The sequence below is a fragment of the Shewanella phaeophyticola genome (genome assembly GCF_025398315.1).
GTDB classification, from domain to species: Bacteria; Pseudomonadota; Gammaproteobacteria; order Enterobacterales; family Shewanellaceae; genus Shewanella; species Shewanella phaeophyticola.
Genome location: NZ_JAODOQ010000001.1, coordinates 1,173,906 through 1,190,779 on the forward strand (window position 1 = coordinate 1,173,906; position 16,874 = coordinate 1,190,779).

12 protein-coding genes, 1 tRNA gene and 2 pseudogenes are annotated in these 16,874 nt (G+C 39.8%); 8 read left to right on the top strand and 7 right to left on the bottom strand.

Features of this window, described 5'->3' with window-relative positions:
- Positions 1–5 precede the first annotated feature (5 nt).
- Positions 6–1,518: pseudogene (gene rmuC / locus N4T56_RS05500) on the bottom strand (DNA recombination protein RmuC).
- 265 nt (positions 1,519–1,783) lie between these two features.
- Here rmuC and msrP point away from each other — a divergent pair.
- Both msrP and msrQ read left to right on the top strand, forming a co-directional pair.
- Positions 1,784–2,820, top strand: a pseudogene (gene msrP, locus N4T56_RS05505) (protein-methionine-sulfoxide reductase catalytic subunit MsrP).
- Positions 2,820–3,422, top strand: a complete 603-nt coding sequence (gene msrQ / locus N4T56_RS05510) for a protein-methionine-sulfoxide reductase heme-binding subunit MsrQ (protein ID WP_261732507.1) — start codon at positions 2,820–2,822, stop codon at positions 3,420–3,422. The pseudogene msrP and the gene msrQ overlap by 1 nt, the downstream one beginning before the upstream one ends.
- Positions 3,423–3,430: 8 nt before the next feature.
- Here msrQ and N4T56_RS05515 read toward each other — a convergent pair whose 3' ends face one another.
- Positions 3,431–3,682, bottom strand: a complete 252-nt coding sequence (locus tag N4T56_RS05515) for a hypothetical protein (RefSeq protein ID WP_261732508.1) — start codon at positions 3,680–3,682, stop codon at positions 3,431–3,433.
- Between the two features lie 319 nt (positions 3,683–4,001).
- Positions 4,002–4,178: a DUF6435 family protein gene (locus tag N4T56_RS05520; RefSeq protein WP_261732509.1), complete on the bottom strand. Its 177-nt coding sequence runs from the start codon at positions 4,176–4,178 to the stop codon at positions 4,002–4,004.
- 317 nt (positions 4,179–4,495) lie between these two features.
- On the opposite strand from N4T56_RS05520, the gene N4T56_RS05525 reads away from it, so the two are divergent.
- From N4T56_RS05525 to N4T56_RS05545, 5 genes are all read left to right on the top strand, one after another.
- On the top strand, positions 4,496–5,242 hold the full coding sequence (locus N4T56_RS05525) for a TonB-dependent receptor plug domain-containing protein (RefSeq protein WP_261732510.1): 747 nt from the start codon (positions 4,496–4,498) through the stop codon (positions 5,240–5,242).
- A gap of 12 nt (positions 5,243–5,254) precedes the next feature.
- Positions 5,255–6,553 (top strand): TonB-dependent siderophore receptor, encoded by a 1,299-nt coding sequence (locus N4T56_RS05530; RefSeq protein ID WP_390904111.1) that lies wholly within the window; start codon positions 5,255–5,257, stop codon positions 6,551–6,553.
- Between the two features lie 186 nt (positions 6,554–6,739).
- Entirely contained in the window at positions 6,740–7,009 is a 270-nt protein-coding gene (locus N4T56_RS05535) for a hypothetical protein (protein WP_261732512.1), read from the top strand.
- Positions 7,009–7,308, top strand: coding sequence for a hypothetical protein (locus N4T56_RS05540; protein ID WP_261732513.1), 300 nt, complete (start codon positions 7,009–7,011; stop codon positions 7,306–7,308). Before N4T56_RS05535 ends, N4T56_RS05540 begins: the two co-directional genes overlap by 1 nt.
- Positions 7,305–8,864 (top strand): PepSY-associated TM helix domain-containing protein, encoded by a 1,560-nt coding sequence (locus N4T56_RS05545; protein WP_261732514.1) that lies wholly within the window; start codon positions 7,305–7,307, stop codon positions 8,862–8,864. The genes N4T56_RS05540 and N4T56_RS05545 overlap by 4 nt, the downstream gene beginning before the upstream one ends.
- Before the next feature lie 293 nt (positions 8,865–9,157).
- Here the strand turns inward: N4T56_RS05545 and N4T56_RS05550 are convergent, their stop codons facing one another.
- Positions 9,158–10,153 carry a response regulator gene (locus N4T56_RS05550; RefSeq protein WP_390904016.1) on the bottom strand — a complete coding sequence of 332 codons (996 nt, stop codon included), beginning with the start codon at positions 10,151–10,153 and terminating at the stop codon, positions 9,158–9,160.
- 12 nt (positions 10,154–10,165) lie between these two features.
- On the bottom strand, positions 10,166–13,522 hold the full coding sequence (locus tag N4T56_RS05555) for an MHYT domain-containing protein (protein WP_261732515.1): 3,357 nt from the start codon (positions 13,520–13,522) through the stop codon (positions 10,166–10,168).
- A 471-nt stretch (positions 13,523–13,993) separates the two neighbouring features.
- Between N4T56_RS05555 and N4T56_RS05560 the strand changes: the two genes are divergently transcribed.
- A complete protein-coding gene (locus tag N4T56_RS05560) occupies positions 13,994–15,187 on the top strand; it encodes an HD-GYP domain-containing protein (protein ID WP_261732516.1) in 1,194 nt (397 codons plus the stop codon).
- A 171-nt stretch (positions 15,188–15,358) separates the two neighbouring features.
- Here the strand turns inward: N4T56_RS05560 and N4T56_RS05565 are convergent, their stop codons facing one another.
- The gene (locus N4T56_RS05565; protein ID WP_261732517.1) at positions 15,359–16,294 is read right to left on the bottom strand and encodes an alpha/beta hydrolase; all 936 of its coding nucleotides are present in this window, start codon (positions 16,292–16,294) and stop codon (positions 15,359–15,361) included.
- A 346-nt stretch (positions 16,295–16,640) separates the two neighbouring features.
- Positions 16,641–16,717 (bottom strand) — tRNA-Pro (locus tag N4T56_RS05570).
- Positions 16,718–16,874 lie beyond the last annotated feature (157 nt).

The window sequence follows — 16,874 nt, forward strand, 5'->3', positions numbered from 1 at the left end:
AAAGATTAATTTTTTACTGATTGTGTGTCAGTTTCATCATCGTCAATAGATTCATCTAACGCGCGGTTTAACAGCTGTTTATCAAGTTGCTTGCTGGTGTCGACGCCTAACTGCTGCATCACGTGCGCTTGCCTAATAAGGTTACCTTTACCTGATGACAGTTTTGACATGGCGTTTTGATAGCTTTTATCTGCGCTGTCTAATGCGCGGCCAAGCTTTTCCATGTCTTCTAGGTAGCCACAAAGCTTGTCGTAAATGCGGCTAGCTTGTTTGGCAATGTTTTGGGCGTTTTGGTTTTGATACTCATAGCGCCAAATATTGTTAATCGTTCGCAAGGCCACTAATAAATTGGTTGGGCTAACCAGCATAATGTTATGTTCAAGGGCAAAATTAACCAGGCTTGGATCGTATTCAATGGCTAACAAAAAGGCCGGTTCAATAGGAATAAACATCAATACATAATCAAGACTCTTAAGTCCATGCAGTTTGTGATAGTCCTTTTGGCTCAAGCCCTTGATGTGTTGCCTAATCGATAGCGCATGCTCTTTGATTGCTTGCTCACGGATGTCTTTGTCTTCGCTATTAAAATAACGCTCGTAACTCACTAGCGACATTTTTGCGTCAATGACCACATCTTTTTGTTCTGGCAAATGGACGATTACATCGGGTTTAAAACGTTTGCCGTTGTCGTCTTTTAAATCTTGTTGAATATGATATTCATGTCCTTCGCGTAGACCACTTTCTTGTAGTACGCGCTCTAAAATCACTTCGCCCCAATTGCCTTGCTGCTTGTTATCGCCTTTTAACGCCTTGGTGAGATTAATAGCATCCTGACTCATTTTTAGATTAAGTTCACGCAGGTGGTCTAATTGGTGTTTTAACGCGCTACGCTCAGACTGCTCATGGGTATAAGACTCATGAATTTGGCGTCTAAAGCCCTCAAGTTGTTGTTTTAATGCGTCCAAGCACGCCGTCCATTTGTGAGACGTTTTGTTGTTTAAAGTTCTCGCTGCGCTCATCAAATATACGATTGGCTAAATTTTCAAATTGCAGTTTAAGCCGCTCCTCTGCTGACTCGAGTAGGGCGATTTTGTCTTGTAATGACTTTTGCTCAGTTTCGGCTTTCACCAATATGGTTTGTTGGATAGCATTTGATTTAGCTAAGTTTAGTTGAGACTCCATCAAACGATGTTGAGCATCGACTAACTGCTGTTCAACGGTATAGACCCGGTCTGCTTTGGTTTCTGCTGTCGACAGCTGTGAAATTAAGCTTTCGATTTTATTTTGCAGATGGTTACTGTGATCAGTCTTGTCGTCGAGCATATCTTGCAATCTCGCCACTTCTGCATGGGCTTCGTTGATTAATGCAAGATTTTCTTGAGCATTTTGCTCTTTTAACTGTTCCCAGCGTTGACGAGTTAAACGTTGATTGATTAATGCTCCAATTAAGAAGCCAAGAAACGCAACCGCAATCAGCGCTGCAATTTGAGGAGGAGTTAATGACACAGCAAAAGGCATAACAAAAACCGAAAGAAAATAATGGTTAAGGGTCGCACGGCTAATAATTGCCTGCAAGGGGCAAAATAAGGAATTAATGATTTTTTATTGTTAATGATTAAATTTAAAACTAATCCACTGGTAAAGCCGTATAGTCAGTGATATCAGGCTTTTGTAAAAATCATTAGTCAGTATTTTTATGTCATTTGAAATAAATACATTCGTTTACCTGTCTATTCATGACAGATGGCAGAAAATATCAAAATAAGCTTTTAAGAGGTGATTTATGGCGCGTAAAAATCGATTTACTCAAGGCATATTACAACGAGCTCCTTGGCATATTGCTGACAATCAAGTGACTCCGGAATCTGTGTTTAATGACCGCCGTAATATTATTAAGGTATTAGGTTTAGGTGCGTTAGGCGCCAGTTTACCAGGGCAGGTACAAGCTGGCATATTCGATTTATTTGGCGAGCAAAAAGCTAAAAATGCGTTTACCACTCAAAGCTTAAATTATTCTACACCTCGTCAATTTGTGTTGCCTGATGTGAAAACGCCAGAAGATAAAGTCACACGCCACAATAACTTTTATGAGTTTGGTACCGGTAAGTCTGACCCATATGACAACGCCCAAAGTTTTAACGTCGACCCATGGACATTGGTTATTGATGGCTTAGTTGATAAGCCCATAACCCTTGATTTAGCGGCACTGACTAAACGGTTTGCCCTTGAAGAAAGAACCTATCGATTACGCTGTGTTGAAGCTTGGTCGATGGTTGTACCCTGGGTGGGCTTTTCACTGGCGACTTTACTAAAAGAGGCCGGTGTGAAACAAAATGCCACCCATGTAGCATTTGAAACCTTGTTTGATCCTGAGCAGATGCCAGGGCAAAAAAGCCGTTTAATGGGCGGCGGTATTCATTATCCGTACGTTGAAGGCTTAACCATTGCAGAAGCGATGAATGAATTACCGTTTTTAGCCGTGGCCTGTACGGTAAAACTCTACCGCCACAAAATGGCGCACCGATCCGTTTAGTTGTGCCATGGAAATACGGCTTTAAGAGCATTAAGTCTGTAGTGCGCATTCGTGTGATGGATAAACAGCCACCAACAAGTTGGAACCAATTAGCCTCACATGAGTATGGCTTTTATGCCAACGTTAACCCCGAGGTTGATCATCCTCGCTGGTCGCAAGCAAGTGAGCGTAGCATTGGTGAGGGCGGGTTGTTTTCGGCTAAGCGTATTCCGACGCAAATGTTTAATGGTTACGGTGACTTTGTTGCTGATTTATATAAAAACATGGATTTAAGGAAGTTTTACTAATGCGTTTAACTCCCCGCGGTGTGTTTTGGCTTAAGGTCGTGCTGCACGTGGTGTTTTTATTGCCCGCTTTGTATCTTGTTGCGTTAGTGATGACAGACAATGCGGGTGGTGACCCGGTGCAATATATTATCCATTACACCGGTATGGGGGCAATAAATAGCTTACTTGCCACGTTATTGATTTCACCCATTGCCAAACGCTTTAAGTTGGCAGCGCTTATGCAAACACGCCGTTTAGTCGGTTTGTATGTGTTTGCTTATGCTCTATTGCACATTGCTGCATTTATTAGCTTAGATTTGCTGTTTGCGTGGGGATTATTGTTTGAAGAGGTGATTAAGCGGCCGTACATTTTAGTGGGTGCTGCCGCGTTAATTATTGTGACTTTGCTTGCACTGACATCACCAAACAAGATTAAGCGCAAAATGGGTAAACGATGGCAATCACTGCATAATTGGATTTATGTGGTTGCGTTGTTGGCGCCTATTCATTTTTACTGGTCGGTAAAGTCTGAAATTATTGAGCCAAGTATTTATATTGTGTTGTTTGTTGGATTACTGTTTTACCGTAGAGCCAGTATTAAAAAATGGCTTATGCCTAATTAATGAGTCAATTAATGGCGTAATCGTTGGTTTAAGCCATTGGTACAAAACGCAGCAAACAAGGTAAATATCATCACTCCACCCATAATTATTGCCAGTCTGAGCCAAGGTTCAGACAAGGTCATGCGCATGTCTATAAAGTTAAAAGTAGTGACAGCCCAGATAAAAATAACACTTAATAGTAGGGTAAACTTTAATAATTGGTTGATGATATTGTGACGGATAAACATCAACAATGGCATGATACAAGCGATGATAGCCACTCGGTTTGACTAAAGCGAACAAAATGTGCGCCTAATAATAAAAAAGCTAAGGTAATGATGATGACTCGCCACCACATATTGTTGTCCTCAATCTGACAATCGATTTAGGTTGTCAGCATAAACTTTATGGCTCATTTATTCTCTATGCTTGTTCACAAATTGCTCATGTTTATGTAATGAGGTGTCATTTGCTATTTCTTCCTTGGCAAATTTATACTTCGGTGCAGAGCCGCCGTTTTCAGACCAACCCTATGGTTATCATGCCCTGAGCGAGACCACAGTATTTCAACTTATTGTCAGTTATCCACTCAATCTTAATCTATTTGTTGGATTTTTCTAGCGCTTCGATCTCTTGCCAAATGCTTTCCGACTCGGCGGTTAATAACGAATAGCTTTTAATGTCGCCTTTACGCTGTGCTTGCATGGCTTGTTCGAGCTTATCATCGTAGGCTTTACGTAGTTTTTTGATGGGGTCTGACTTTAAAAATGAAAACATTGAAGGTTCTTTTTTGTAGGTAGATAGTGTTACTGATACGACGTAAATCGGTTAGTGGTTTAAGTCATCCGCTTTTATTTTTTAAACATCATTATTGACGAAATTAACCAATCGATTTATTGGTTGAAGCTCACCAAGTTGCTGTATTCATTTTCAACACTTGTCCTTTGCAAAGTAAAGATCGTAATGGCAGTGTAAATAATATTGATAACGATTCCTATTAAGATTAATGTTTTTTCATCTTGTGACATTGCACGAGTAAACAAACATCTATTTAGAGGTGTATTTACGTTTATAAATACTAAATAGGACATTCGATGAAAAACAATGGGTTACATTTTTCCAAGAACAAATTGGCTGCTTTATGCGCTTGCGCATTATCTTTAAACAGTTACGCAGAGACCGTTGAGGATGACGTTGAGCAACATAATAATGACATTGAATCGATTAGTGTTGTTGGTCACAAATTGACAGAATTAAGCGCGGGTAATAATGGTGGGGCGTTAGGCAATAAAACGTTATTAGAAACCCCTTTTTCGGTCGATGTGATTTCGCTTGAAGATATGGAGATTCGACAGGTCAATACGTTAGATAGTCTTTTTAGCCGAGAAGCTTCAGTATCTGTTGATGGTAGCGCATACAGCACCTTTGGTTCGACTATTAGGGTACGTGGTCTGCCATTAGATTATACCAATAGTTTTAAAATAAATGGCATGTCTATCAATAATTTTAGTGGTGAATTGCCATATGAAGCTTTTGAGCAGGTGACTTTACTAAAGGGGGCTTCTGGCTTCATGTATGGCATGGCTGCACCTGGTGGGGTAGTCAATTATGTCACTAAAAAAGCCAAAGACGATCAACTTATTGTTGATTTCGGTTTGCGCAGCGACAGTGTCTTCAGTGGGCATATTGATGCCAGTACGCGGATAGGTGAACATGGTGAATATGGTGTTAGAGTTAATTTAGTTAAAGAGGAAGGTGACACTTATTTAGAAAATGGCACCATTGATCGTGAAACCGCCTCTTTAGCATTTGATGCGCAACTCACTGATTCTCTCTATTGAATCGTTGATGTTATTTACAGTGATCGTTTAACTGAAAATTCATGGACAACCATGAATAATAATTTAGATAGCAGCGAATCATTGCCTGATACAGTCAGTGGTACTCGAAGCATTGCCCCTGAAGGTACTTTTGACGATTATAAGAATATCGTGGCACTTACGAGCTTAAATTGGGACATTGATGAAACGTGGAGTGTTCGTTTTGAGTATGACTATTCTAAAAATGAAACTCGTTGGGTAAAAACGTTAGCGTATTTAGAAAATTCTACCGGCGATATCGATATTGCCTTATATGACCAATATTTTGATGTTAATTATGACCAAGTACAAGTACAAGCTAATGGCGAATTTGACACTGGCAGCATAAGTCACAGTTTATTAGTTGGCGCGTCCTATCAAAAGTCGACCACCTACAGAAATGACCCTGACCGCAAAGTGACTTGGGGCTATGGCACTGATAATCTTTACGATCCAGTAGATTTAACGGCTTACAATTCAACCTTAGAAGATAATTTATCGCTGGCTTGGACTGATAAACAAGAGTCTTTTTATGTTAGTGACTTTATATCGCTTACTGACGAATGGGAAGTGTTATTAGGTATTAGGGGCACTCAAATTGAGCACACTCCAAGCGAGTATTTCTCTTCATACCAAGCATATAATGAAGACAGCGCAGTAACGCCTACCGCGGCATTAATGTACAAGCCTGATATGAATACAACGTATTATGTTAGCTATGTTGAATCATTTGAAGGTACGACTTCATATGTTGGTGAGACGTATGCCAATGCTGATGAATTATTACCACCTTTAGAAAGTCTGCAATATGAATTAGGCGTTAAAACTGCAGGGGATGGTTGGTCAATGACGTCTGCACTGTTTCGTATTGAACGTGGTGCAACATTAGTAACAGATGATAACTACCTTATTCAGGATGGACTGAGTATTTACCAAGGTTTTGAGTTTAGTGCCGCATGGGAAGTTACCGATAATTTATCTTTATATGGCGATTTAATGTTGTTAGATGCGACATACGATAAAACCAATACCGCAGTGGAAGGTAATGATGTTGCTGGTACTCCGAGTGAACAATTTAGCATACAAACGAATTATGACTTTGATGCTATACCTGGTTTAGCGATTAATTTAGGCGCTAAACATTTTGGAAAAACAACTTTAGATTCAAATAATAATTGGGAGTTACCTGCATATAACTTATTTTATGCTGGGGCAAGTTATAACACTACACTTTATGACAAATCGTTAACGATAATTGGTTCTGTCGATAACCTGTTTGATAAAGAGTTTTGAGTCGTTGGTGATGCATACGGTGCATTACGTATTGGTGAGCCACGGACTTTTGCGGTAAAAGTAAAAATGAGTATTTAAATATCGTTGTAACATTTACATATTATCCAACAATTAACACGCCGCGAATAAATCATTTATTTGCGGCAAGTTATTCATAGTTTGTTATTTATTTAAAGGTTTATATCGATGTTTACATTTTTATCATTACTGGCGACATTTATAGGTGCGGCAGTTCTTTATCTCACCAACAAAAATCAAAAAATAATTGCTAGGCCATTAATTAAATACTGGAGGTTAATAACCATTTTTTGTTGGGGAATATCCTTATTTATATGGGTTTCTTTATTTGTGGTCAGTGCTGCAATCTTTATTTGGTTATTTACAATAATTATCGCCCTTACGATTGTTCCTCTATTGAGTCTCAATCACTTTTTTCATGTTAAAGGTAGTCAATAATGGTCAGGTTATCAGTTAATGAAAAGATTCAACCGCATTGGTGGAGTAAAACGCTCGCGGGACTTCTCTTAGGTTTAATGTTGGCTTATGGCATTGTTGGCATTTTTGCTTGGTATGGTTATGGCGGAATTGATGCGCCAGTAAAAGTACAATTTAACATGTGGATGATCTGCCCTATTTGGATCTTGGTTTTATCATTTAGCTATTTATTTAAAACAGGTTTTAATGCGGTTGTTTATTTACTCTCTGTAAATGCCGTTGTTTATTGTGCTTTTTTCATCTTAAGGTGGTTGTCATGAGAGTTCGTGGAGATATTTTACGCACTTATCAGTCGATTCATACTTGGATCGGCATCATTGCGGGTTTAGTGCTATTTATTGGCTTTTATGCTGGTTCGCTAACGATGTTTAAGCATGAGATCACTCAATGGGCTACACCTGCTAGCCACCAGTTATCGCAAATCCCTATTGAGAAGTTCGATAAACTGATACAACAAGCTTCATCAAAATTTGCTAAAGCAGAACAAGATTTTACCGTTAACTTTAATGAGCACTTGTCACCATTAACTTGGTTTGAACGCAGTGGTGGACGAGAGTTGGCTCTCAATAATGTGATGCGACATGCAACGTTATCCGAGGATGATCAATTAATCACTCAAGTTAATCCAACAAATGAGTTGGGTGAGTTAATTGACATGCTCCATCGAACTGCAGGCATACCCGGTAAAGCGGGGCATGAAGATATCGGAGTGTTAATTCTAGGCATCGCATCCGTGTTATATTTTCTAGCATTAGTTTCTGGAGTCGTTATTTTACTACCGACCTTAGTAAAAAGTTTTTTTGCATTAAGGCCAAATAAAGGCAGTAATCGTCTATGGCTTGATAGTCATAATTTAGTGGGCATCATTAGTTTACCTTTTCATTTGATTATCGCTTGGACGGTTATCGTGTTTGCTTTTCATGATTTTTTCTATGGTGGTTTAAGTCTTATTTATGGTGATGAACCGATGTTTGAAATAAGAAGTAAGCCCTCTATTGAATATACTGTTGAGCAGCTTCCATCTATCTCCACTTACCTTAATAAAATTGATGATATTGCTGAAGGATATAAAATTGAATCAATGGCGTTTTCAAATTTATCATCAGCAAACCCAAGTGTCGGTATCACTATTATTAATCAACATGAAATGATGAGGGTGAGTTCGGGTGATTTTATTTACATGAACCCGTATACGTTAAACGTTAATTACAGCAGCATCCCATTGAGCGATGAAGATGTATATACACCAATCGTGGCTGGCATTTTTTCATTACACTTTGGTGGTTACGCTGGGGATTTCGGGCGATGGGTGTATTTCATTTTAGGTTTGTTAGGTGCTTTTATATTCTACAGTGGTAACTTACTTTGGTTGGAAAAACGTCGTAAAAAGCAATCTCAACAAAGTCAGTCTAGCCGAATCATGGCCTCACTTACGATTGGAGTATGCTTAGGTTCAATGATGGCAGTTGTTGTTACTCTATTAGTCAGTAAATGGTTATATCTGTTTGGGTCAGAGGTTAACACTTATTACCTTTGGTGTTATTACGTTTGTTTTTTTAGTGCTTTATTATACAGTTTTCTTCGTGGGGCCGCTAAAAGTGCAATTGATTTACAGTTGATTTTATTTGTAACTTGTTTATTGATCCCGTTAACTTCTGTTGTTGCTTTATTGTTCCCGAGTATCGGGTTGTTGCGACCTCTAATCTTTTCAAGTTTTGTTGTTGAGGGGATAGCATTGTTATTTTCTGCGGTATTCTTTTATTGTTTTCTTAAAACCAGAAAAAGAGCATACCAAGGTGAAAGAAATAGCATATAGTGCCTTACCAAGCCCAGATAAACCAGTAGACTCAATAATGTTAAGCAAAGCTTAAATAGTGGCAATCGGTTAAGCCCATGAACACTCTTGATACATATCGCTAGCACGTTTATTTTGCGGGGCAATATCTGTTGCTAGTAAAATGGCACTAGCACTGCGATTGAGAGTGTAGCTAGGATGTTAGCGATGCCATAAATTTCTACGGATAAACACGCTATAAACCAGTGATGCTGGTTTAGTTAGCTTAAATTGAGCGATTTAAAGGGGTTGCTAGTGCACTTTTTGTTAATGAGTTAATCTTGCCAGCGTTGTTTAATGTACAGAATACTGGGCAGACATTGTTGCATTAACACCACTAAATCTGGGTCAAAGTGAATACCGCTTTGGCTTTCGATAAACGCCATAGCTTGTTCTACTGTCCAGGCTTCTTTGTAAGGCCGTTTACTGGTGAGCGCATCAAATACGTCAGCAATAGCAACAATGCGACCTTCAATCGGGATTTCTTTGCCTTTCAAGCCTTTAGGGTAACCGCTGCCGTCGAACTTTTCGTGGTGGGTGAGGGACACCATTTTGGCCAGTGCGATTAAATCGGAATCTGATTCACCGAGAATTTCTGCACCAATCTCTGGGTGAGTCTTCATGATGGTAAATTCTTCGTCGGTCAATTTACCGGGCTTAAGCATAATGCTGTCTGGAATACCGATTTTACCTATGTCGTGCATAGGCGCGGCGTGGAGTAAATTGTCGGCGGCAAAATCAGATAAACCGTAGGCGAGGGCAATGATTTTTGAATAGTGGCTCATGCGCATAATGTGCATGCCTGTTTCATTGTCTTTATATTCTGATGCACGGCCTAAACGTTGAATAACCTGTAAACGGGTACGGCGTAAATCGTCTGCCTGCACCAGTGATAAATGCGTACGTACTCGCGCTTTAACGATTGCTGGTGATACTGGCTTGGTGATGTAGTCAACGGCGCCGACTTCAAATCCTTTGGTTTCATCGACTTCGTCACTAAGCGCAGTGACAAAAATAACCGGTACAGCTTTGCTAAGCATGTCTGTTTTGAGTTGTTCGCATACTTCAAACCCTGTCATGCCTGGCATCATAACATCAAGCAAAATCAGATTTGGCAGTTCACGTTGTACTAGGCGTAATGCTTCTTCACCACTTTTAGCAAAAATGAGGCGGTATTGCTCCTCGAGCATTTTTTTTAGTACTCTAAGGTTTGCGGGTTCGTCATCCACAATTAGGATGGTTTGTTTACTATCTTGTCGGTTAAATATCATCTGCTTAATTCTTTATTGTGCATTAATGTGCGCGTCGAGATTATCGAGTTCAATTAACGCTTGTTCAAATTCAAAATCGTCTAAGGCATGCTGAATTGATATACATTTAAGGTGATACACTGAAGGTATGCTTGTCATCAACGAGTTGAGATCGGCCTCATTGTATTCGTTATCTTTGGCTGCAAGGCGTATTCGATTGATAAGCTGTTTCAACTTAACGGGGTTGATACAGCTTTCTTGTTGTGTTTTATCGACGCTTTTAGACGCTATGGGTTGTTGCTGAATATAGTCATTTACCTTGTTAAATGCGTGTTCAATATTAGGCAATGTGGTCAGTAAATCTTGAGCAGACTTTGTGATTGCTAGCCGCTCTGCCTCGGTGAGCAAGCGGGTTAATTGCGGCAGTGCTAAATTACCGGCTAAACCTTTTAACCCATGCAGTTGTGCCTGTATTGCTGGCCAATTATCTTCAACAATTAACTGTGTTAGCTCGGCAATACAATGCTGTTGCTTAAAGATAAAGCCGTTAATCTCTTTGATTAATGTGGCTTGGTCGCCCCACAAGCTCATGCCTTTTGGCTCGTTAACCACTTGTGGTTTTTCAGTGGTGTTTTGCGTTGTTTTAGGCGTGTTTATACTGATATCAAGTTTTAATACTTTCGCTATTTCATTATTTAACAAGGCTATATCAATGGGTTTATTGGCAAAGCCGTCCATGCCGGCATCCATAGCCGCGATTCTATCTTCAGGTAGCACGCTGGCGGTTAATGCAATGATGGGCATGTGGGGTAATTGTTGGATTACTTCTTGTTCGCGGCGCAGGCGAGATGCGGTTAGTCCATCCATGATGGGCATTTGTACGTCCATCAATACGATATCGATGTTATCGCTTTGCATGCGCAGTAGGGCTTGCTTGCCGTCGCGTGCGGTAATCACGGTATGACCTTGGCGTTTCATTACAATAGTCAATAAATCAATATTTTGCTGAATGTCATCAACCACTAATATCGTTAATGGTTTAATAACATAACTCGACAATGGGTCTACGGTTGGCTGTATGTATTTAGGGGCTGTGAGTGGTAAGGCAAATTTAAAGCAACTGCCTTTGCCATAGGTACTATTGGCGGTGATTTTTCCGCCCATTAACTCAACCAATTGTTGACTGATGGTTGTGCCTAAACCAGTACCGCCAAAACGGCGATTCATACTGGCATCTGCCTGAGCAAAAGCATCAAATACTGAGGCTAGTTGGGTTTGTGTCATGCCAATGCCGGTGTCGCTTATGGCAAATTCAATGCAACCGCTTTTAGGCTTTACACTGACATTAATACTGACGCCGCCCTCTTGGGTAAACTTAATGGCATTACCTATGAGATTAGTGAGTACTTGACGGATCCTATCGGGCGCGCCGTGATAAGACTGTTTCACCTCGGGGGCAACATCAATATCTACATAAAGCCCCTTACTGTTTGCTTGTAGCCATAAGGTTGATACTACAGAGTCGACTTCTTCAATTACCGAAAAATCACGCAATTCTAATTCAAATTTACCTTTATCGAGTTTAGCGCTGTCGAGTACATCATTAAGCAAGTGCAATAATGATTTGGCTGACTGGTTAATAGTATGCAGATGCTTTTGTTGTGCGGCAGGTAATTTATCGTCGAGTAAAATGTCACTAAAGCCAATAATGGCATTCATTGGCGTTCTAATTTCATGGCTCATGTTAGCTAAAAACGCGGCTCGCGATGATGCAGCTTGTTCCGCTTTGTCTTTAGCAATCATCAGCGATTGCTCCATTTCTTTGCGTTCGGTAATGTCCATAATAAAGCCGTCGAGCCAATGACTATTACTTTCTACATCATCAACACTTATATCATCAACATGGGTACCATAGCCCATCAGCCAACGAATATCGCCATTAGCGTTAAAAATACGAAATTCAAGAATAAACACTTTATTTGAGGTGACTTGATGAGTAATGGGTTCAACATCATCTGGGTGAACATGTTCATAAAAACTACGTTTGGGTTGTTCACCGAGATAGTCACTTGCAGGGTAGCCAGTAATGCTTTCAACGGCATCACTGATAAATACCATAGGCCAGTTTTTGGTATTTAAACAACGATAAGCAATGCCTGGAATGTTGGCTATTAATGATCTAAATTGTGCTTCGCTTTTTATCAGCGCTCGTTGCATTTCAATACGATGACGTAAGTCACTTATGTACATCACAAACAGGCTTTTACCTTCAATACTGACATGACCGATTGAGACCCTAACTGGAATGGTTTTACCATTGATGTGTAGCGCTTCAACATCGCGCCCATCACTCTTTTGATTACTTAATCTGTCATCGGTATAGCTGTTGAGGTAGGTATTAAAGTCGTCGATAAAAGTGGCAGGGATAAACTGACGTATATTTTGGTGACAAATATCATCGAGGTGCCAACCTAATAGATGCTCTACAGCTTGGTTGCCGCTTTCAATATAACCTTTATCGTTAAAGGTTATTATGCCGTCAATGGCGGTGCTAATGGTTGCCCGATAACGTGCTTCACTGAGTTTTGCAGCGTGTAAAGAGGCTTGGTACTTAATTAACATGTTAACGGTGAGTACAAATAGAATGATCACAATCGTAATCGTGGCAACCGCAATGCCTAAGTAGAGTGACACCATTGTGGTTTGTTCTGAAAACTCAAACCCAGGTGGCCTAACAAATCTCGCAGCAGCCATACCGGTATAATGCATTGCTGAAATTGCACAGCCCATCACTAGCGCTGCGATCATATTTTTATGCAATTCAGATAATTTGGAGTGACCGATCTGATTTAAGCTAAAGCGGATCCACAAAGACAATATCGCCAATGCAATAGCCACTACAATCGATAAACCAAAGTAAAACAGGTCATAACGTAATAGTGGTGCCATTTCCATTGCGGCCATGCCCACATAATGCATCGTGCCAATACCAGCGCCGACTAAAACCCCTCCAACAATAAAGTGGCTTAATTTTGGCTTGTTGATGGAAATCACATTCAACGCCACCCAGGATGCAGCAATGCTGGGCACAAACGATAATGCTGTGATCCCTACGTTATAACTCACTGGTGTACATAGGCTAAATGCCAACATACCGATAAAGTGCATCGACCAGACACCACCGCCCAACGCTATGCTGCCACACGATATAAGTAAATGGCGTTTAACGACGTTGACTGTCACGGTCGCTTGTGAGGCCACTTGCATTGCCATATAGGAGGCAAACACCGCAATAGTGATAGATATCAATACGACTAAAGGGTCAAAATTTCCTACGATGAGTAAGCTTTCATCGGAGATAGAAAATAGCGTAGGTATTGTTTGAAGCATATGAGATAGATAAAAGCCAGTTAAAGTAATCGAGAATAATGAATGTATCGGCAGGAAAACAAAAAACACCAGAATGTGGTTAATTTTTAACTAAAGTTTGTGTTAAATCAATATTTAAATCTATTATTGGGTTTATGCTGAATGGTTTTGCTTGTTAAGTGAAGGCGTTATGTTGAGTCTGATGCATTTGTTGTTAAATTGCTAACAGTAAGTGAGTGAAGCCAGATCGCGTTATATTGTTGAGGTTTTTTTCATCATTAAATCAATACCTTTACCGTATTTCGAGTTACTAAGTAATGTTTTTTATAATAAGCGTTAAGTTAATTGTTATAAAAATCAGAATCTTGTGCTTAATTAAGTATAGGTTCAATAATTGTGTGCTAAAGCACAGCGCGAAAATTAGAAAATTGTATAATTGAGCAAATTCTGTACACATCCCATGTTGTTTTTATTACTTTAGGGCTTATTTGTATGAAAGAGTCGGTCGAAACAAATAATGTCATTAAACTACCAATGGATAAACTTGCCTTAGGGATGTTTATTATTGCAGTTGACCGACGACAGCAAAAAGTGGCTGTCAATCAGCCAGGGCAAATTAAGCATCGTGACACCATTATCAAACTACGCAAAAACAACATTGCGTATGTGTGGGTGGATATTGATCGCTCATCAGATACCTGCGGCTTAAAAAAATATGTTAAGCCTAATGGATTATCTAATCCATTAGCAAAAAAAGCATCTTTTACAATAGACGAGCAACACGTTAAAGCCAAAAAATTGCTGTCTGAAGCTAAAAACTTGATACAAAAAGTGATGACGGATACTTATGAAGGTAGAAACCTTGACGTTGGCGACTTCGAACCTGTTGTCGAGAAATTAATTGAGTGCGCGATTAATGATACCGATGCATTTAGGTGTATTGCAGCGCTGCGCACAAAAGATGCTTATTTGTTAGAACATTCGATTAACGTCGCTTTTTTATTAGTGACCTTTGGCCACCACCTTAAACTTGATATCAACACCTTGAAACAACTGGCTATTGGTGGAATGTTGCATGACATTGGCAAGATTTATATTGATGATGAAATTCTTCATAAACCCGAAAAGCTAACCGTGGAAGAGTTTGAATATATCAAGCTTCATCAAGTGTTTGCTAGAGACATTTTAGAAGACACAGTCGGACTGACTCAAATGAGCATTGATGTATGTTTAATGCATCATGAAAAGCTCGATGGAACAGGTTACCCGGAAGGATTAATGGGTGTGCAGCTACCACTCCATGGCCGAATGGGCTGTATTGTTGATATTTTTGACGCGTTAACGGCATCACGTTGTTATAAAGAAGCGATGAGTACAGCTGCAGCGTTTAAAATATTGATTAGCTTAACGCCAGCTCATTTAGACCATTCATTAGTGTACGAGTTTATTCGTTGCATCGGTGTCTATCCGGTTGGCTCATTAGTGTTATTATCAAATGAGCATGTGGGTGTGGTTTGGCAGGCTAAAAACCGTGATGTATTGCATCCTATTGTTAAATGTTTTTATTCTTTAAAGCATAAGCATTATATCGACGTTACCATGATTGATTTATTAAAATCTGATGTTTACATTGAACGAGGCGTGTCGCCAAGGAGTTTAGAAATTGACCCAAGCCCTTTTTATTAAGGCTTATCGTACCATTAACCTTGTCTCGCTAACCCTATAAGCCCAAAACCGTTGCTGTTCATCCCTTTGCTGTTTTTTGTGCCTAATGCTGGCATTTTACATTGTGCTTTTAATCAATACATTCGCTCACATCATCCTAGAGGGGATGTGAGTGAATATGTATAAGCACAATTATGGCTTGGTCGTTCCAAACATAAACTCTAACGGGATATGCAAGCGCTTAGCCCAGGCGTTTTCTGTGTGATCAGCTCCTGGAAAATACAGGCTTCGCCACTGATTTTTAGGGTATTGTTGTTCAATAAAGATCTTATCGATTTGTTTTTGTAACTCTGGGTACATGGCATCAAGAGTACTGTCACCATAATCAAAATAGACTTTTTGATTACTCAGTTTATGCAAATTGGCCGCGATATACTGTTGAAATACTGGAAACACATCATCTTCGGCACTAAAAGTCCCAGGCCAATGAGTCGACATATTAATCGCGCCCGCAAATTGGTCAGGGTAATTTAATAGGGTGTACCATGAAATTAGCCCGCCCATGCTTGAGCCGCCTAAATAACGATGTTGCGCCTCTTTGTTGACGGGGTAGTTGGCCTCAATGTAAGGGATGACTTCTTTGACTAAAAATAGGCTGTAGTTATCTGAATACACCTTAGATGCAAATAATGGGTGATCGGCGTACTTTTCAATTTTATACAAGGCTTGTTGTTGTGATGGTGAGAAACGTTCAAACGGTTGCTGTGGGAAAAACTCACTGTGGCGATTTTCGACCGCATTAGGAATACCGACCACAATAAATGGGCGGATTTTTCCTTGTTCAATCAGCTCGCCAGCGACTTCATCGACTCGCCACTCTTGCTTATTCCAAGTACTATTTGCATCAAATAACATACGGCCATCGTGCATGTAAAGCACGTCATACTGGCTTTGTTTGTTATACCCTGGCGGTAACCAAACGCTTAAAAACCTGTCTTTTACATAGGTAGACTTAAATGGCTGAACGGTTTCGATTTGACCTTTACTGACAATCAAAGATGGTGCATCAGCATTAGCTGGAGCGGATAAAAAAAGCGACAAGCTAAATAATAAAATCACGAATCTCATGGCTGAGCCTTATGTATCTAAAACATTATTTTTACATGCCATTATGTTAATTCAATGTGAATCCGTATGTATCGCTAAGTATTAACAAAAGTATTTACGATTGACGCGGTCATCGTCGCACTAGGCATATATAATAATGATCATTAGGACTTTGAGAAGCTAAGTTACAAGTTAATACTACAACGGGTTCATTTAAACGGGTATATCATTCATAGCCATGCCATACTCACGTAGGAGCTTTAGCTGGATTTATTCAATGTATAAAAACAAAACCCCGTATCAGCCATGCTAATACGGGGTTTTGTTTTATCTATTATCAATAATGAATCGACATTAGATTTTAATTTGGTCGGTATGAGAGGATTCGAACCTCCGACCCCTGACACCCCATGACAGTGCGCTACCGGGCTGCGCTACATACCGAATGTTTGTTAATGCTTGGTTGATAAAAGCATTATAACTTAGCGAGTATTTAATACTGGGGTCACTAAGTGGATATGCACTTTAGCAACTGTATTTGACTAGTGCAAGCTGTTAGTTATCGGTTCATTGTCGATTGACTATAAACTATCCAGCTGTA

Coding starts and splice junctions, on each gene's coding strand:
- msrQ (WP_261732507.1), top strand. CDS start 2,820: ATGCGTTTAACTCCCCGCGGTGTGTTTTGGCTTAAGGTCGTGCTGCAC.
- N4T56_RS05520 (WP_261732509.1), bottom strand. CDS start 4,178: ATGTTTTCATTTTTAAAGTCAGACCCCATCAAAAAACTACGTAAAGCC.
- N4T56_RS05525 (WP_261732510.1), top strand. CDS start 4,496: ATGAAAAACAATGGGTTACATTTTTCCAAGAACAAATTGGCTGCTTTA.
- N4T56_RS05535 (WP_261732512.1), top strand. CDS start 6,740: ATGTTTACATTTTTATCATTACTGGCGACATTTATAGGTGCGGCAGTT.
- N4T56_RS05540 (WP_261732513.1), top strand. CDS start 7,009: ATGGTCAGGTTATCAGTTAATGAAAAGATTCAACCGCATTGGTGGAGT.
- N4T56_RS05545 (WP_261732514.1), top strand. CDS start 7,305: ATGAGAGTTCGTGGAGATATTTTACGCACTTATCAGTCGATTCATACT.
- N4T56_RS05550 (WP_390904016.1), bottom strand. CDS start 10,153: ATGATATTTAACCGACAAGATAGTAAACAAACCATCCTAATTGTGGAT.
- N4T56_RS05555 (WP_261732515.1), bottom strand. CDS start 13,522: ATGCTTCAAACAATACCTACGCTATTTTCTATCTCCGATGAAAGCTTA.
- N4T56_RS05560 (WP_261732516.1), top strand. CDS start 13,994: ATGAAAGAGTCGGTCGAAACAAATAATGTCATTAAACTACCAATGGAT.
- N4T56_RS05565 (WP_261732517.1), bottom strand. CDS start 16,294: ATGAGATTCGTGATTTTATTATTTAGCTTGTCGCTTTTTTTATCCGCT.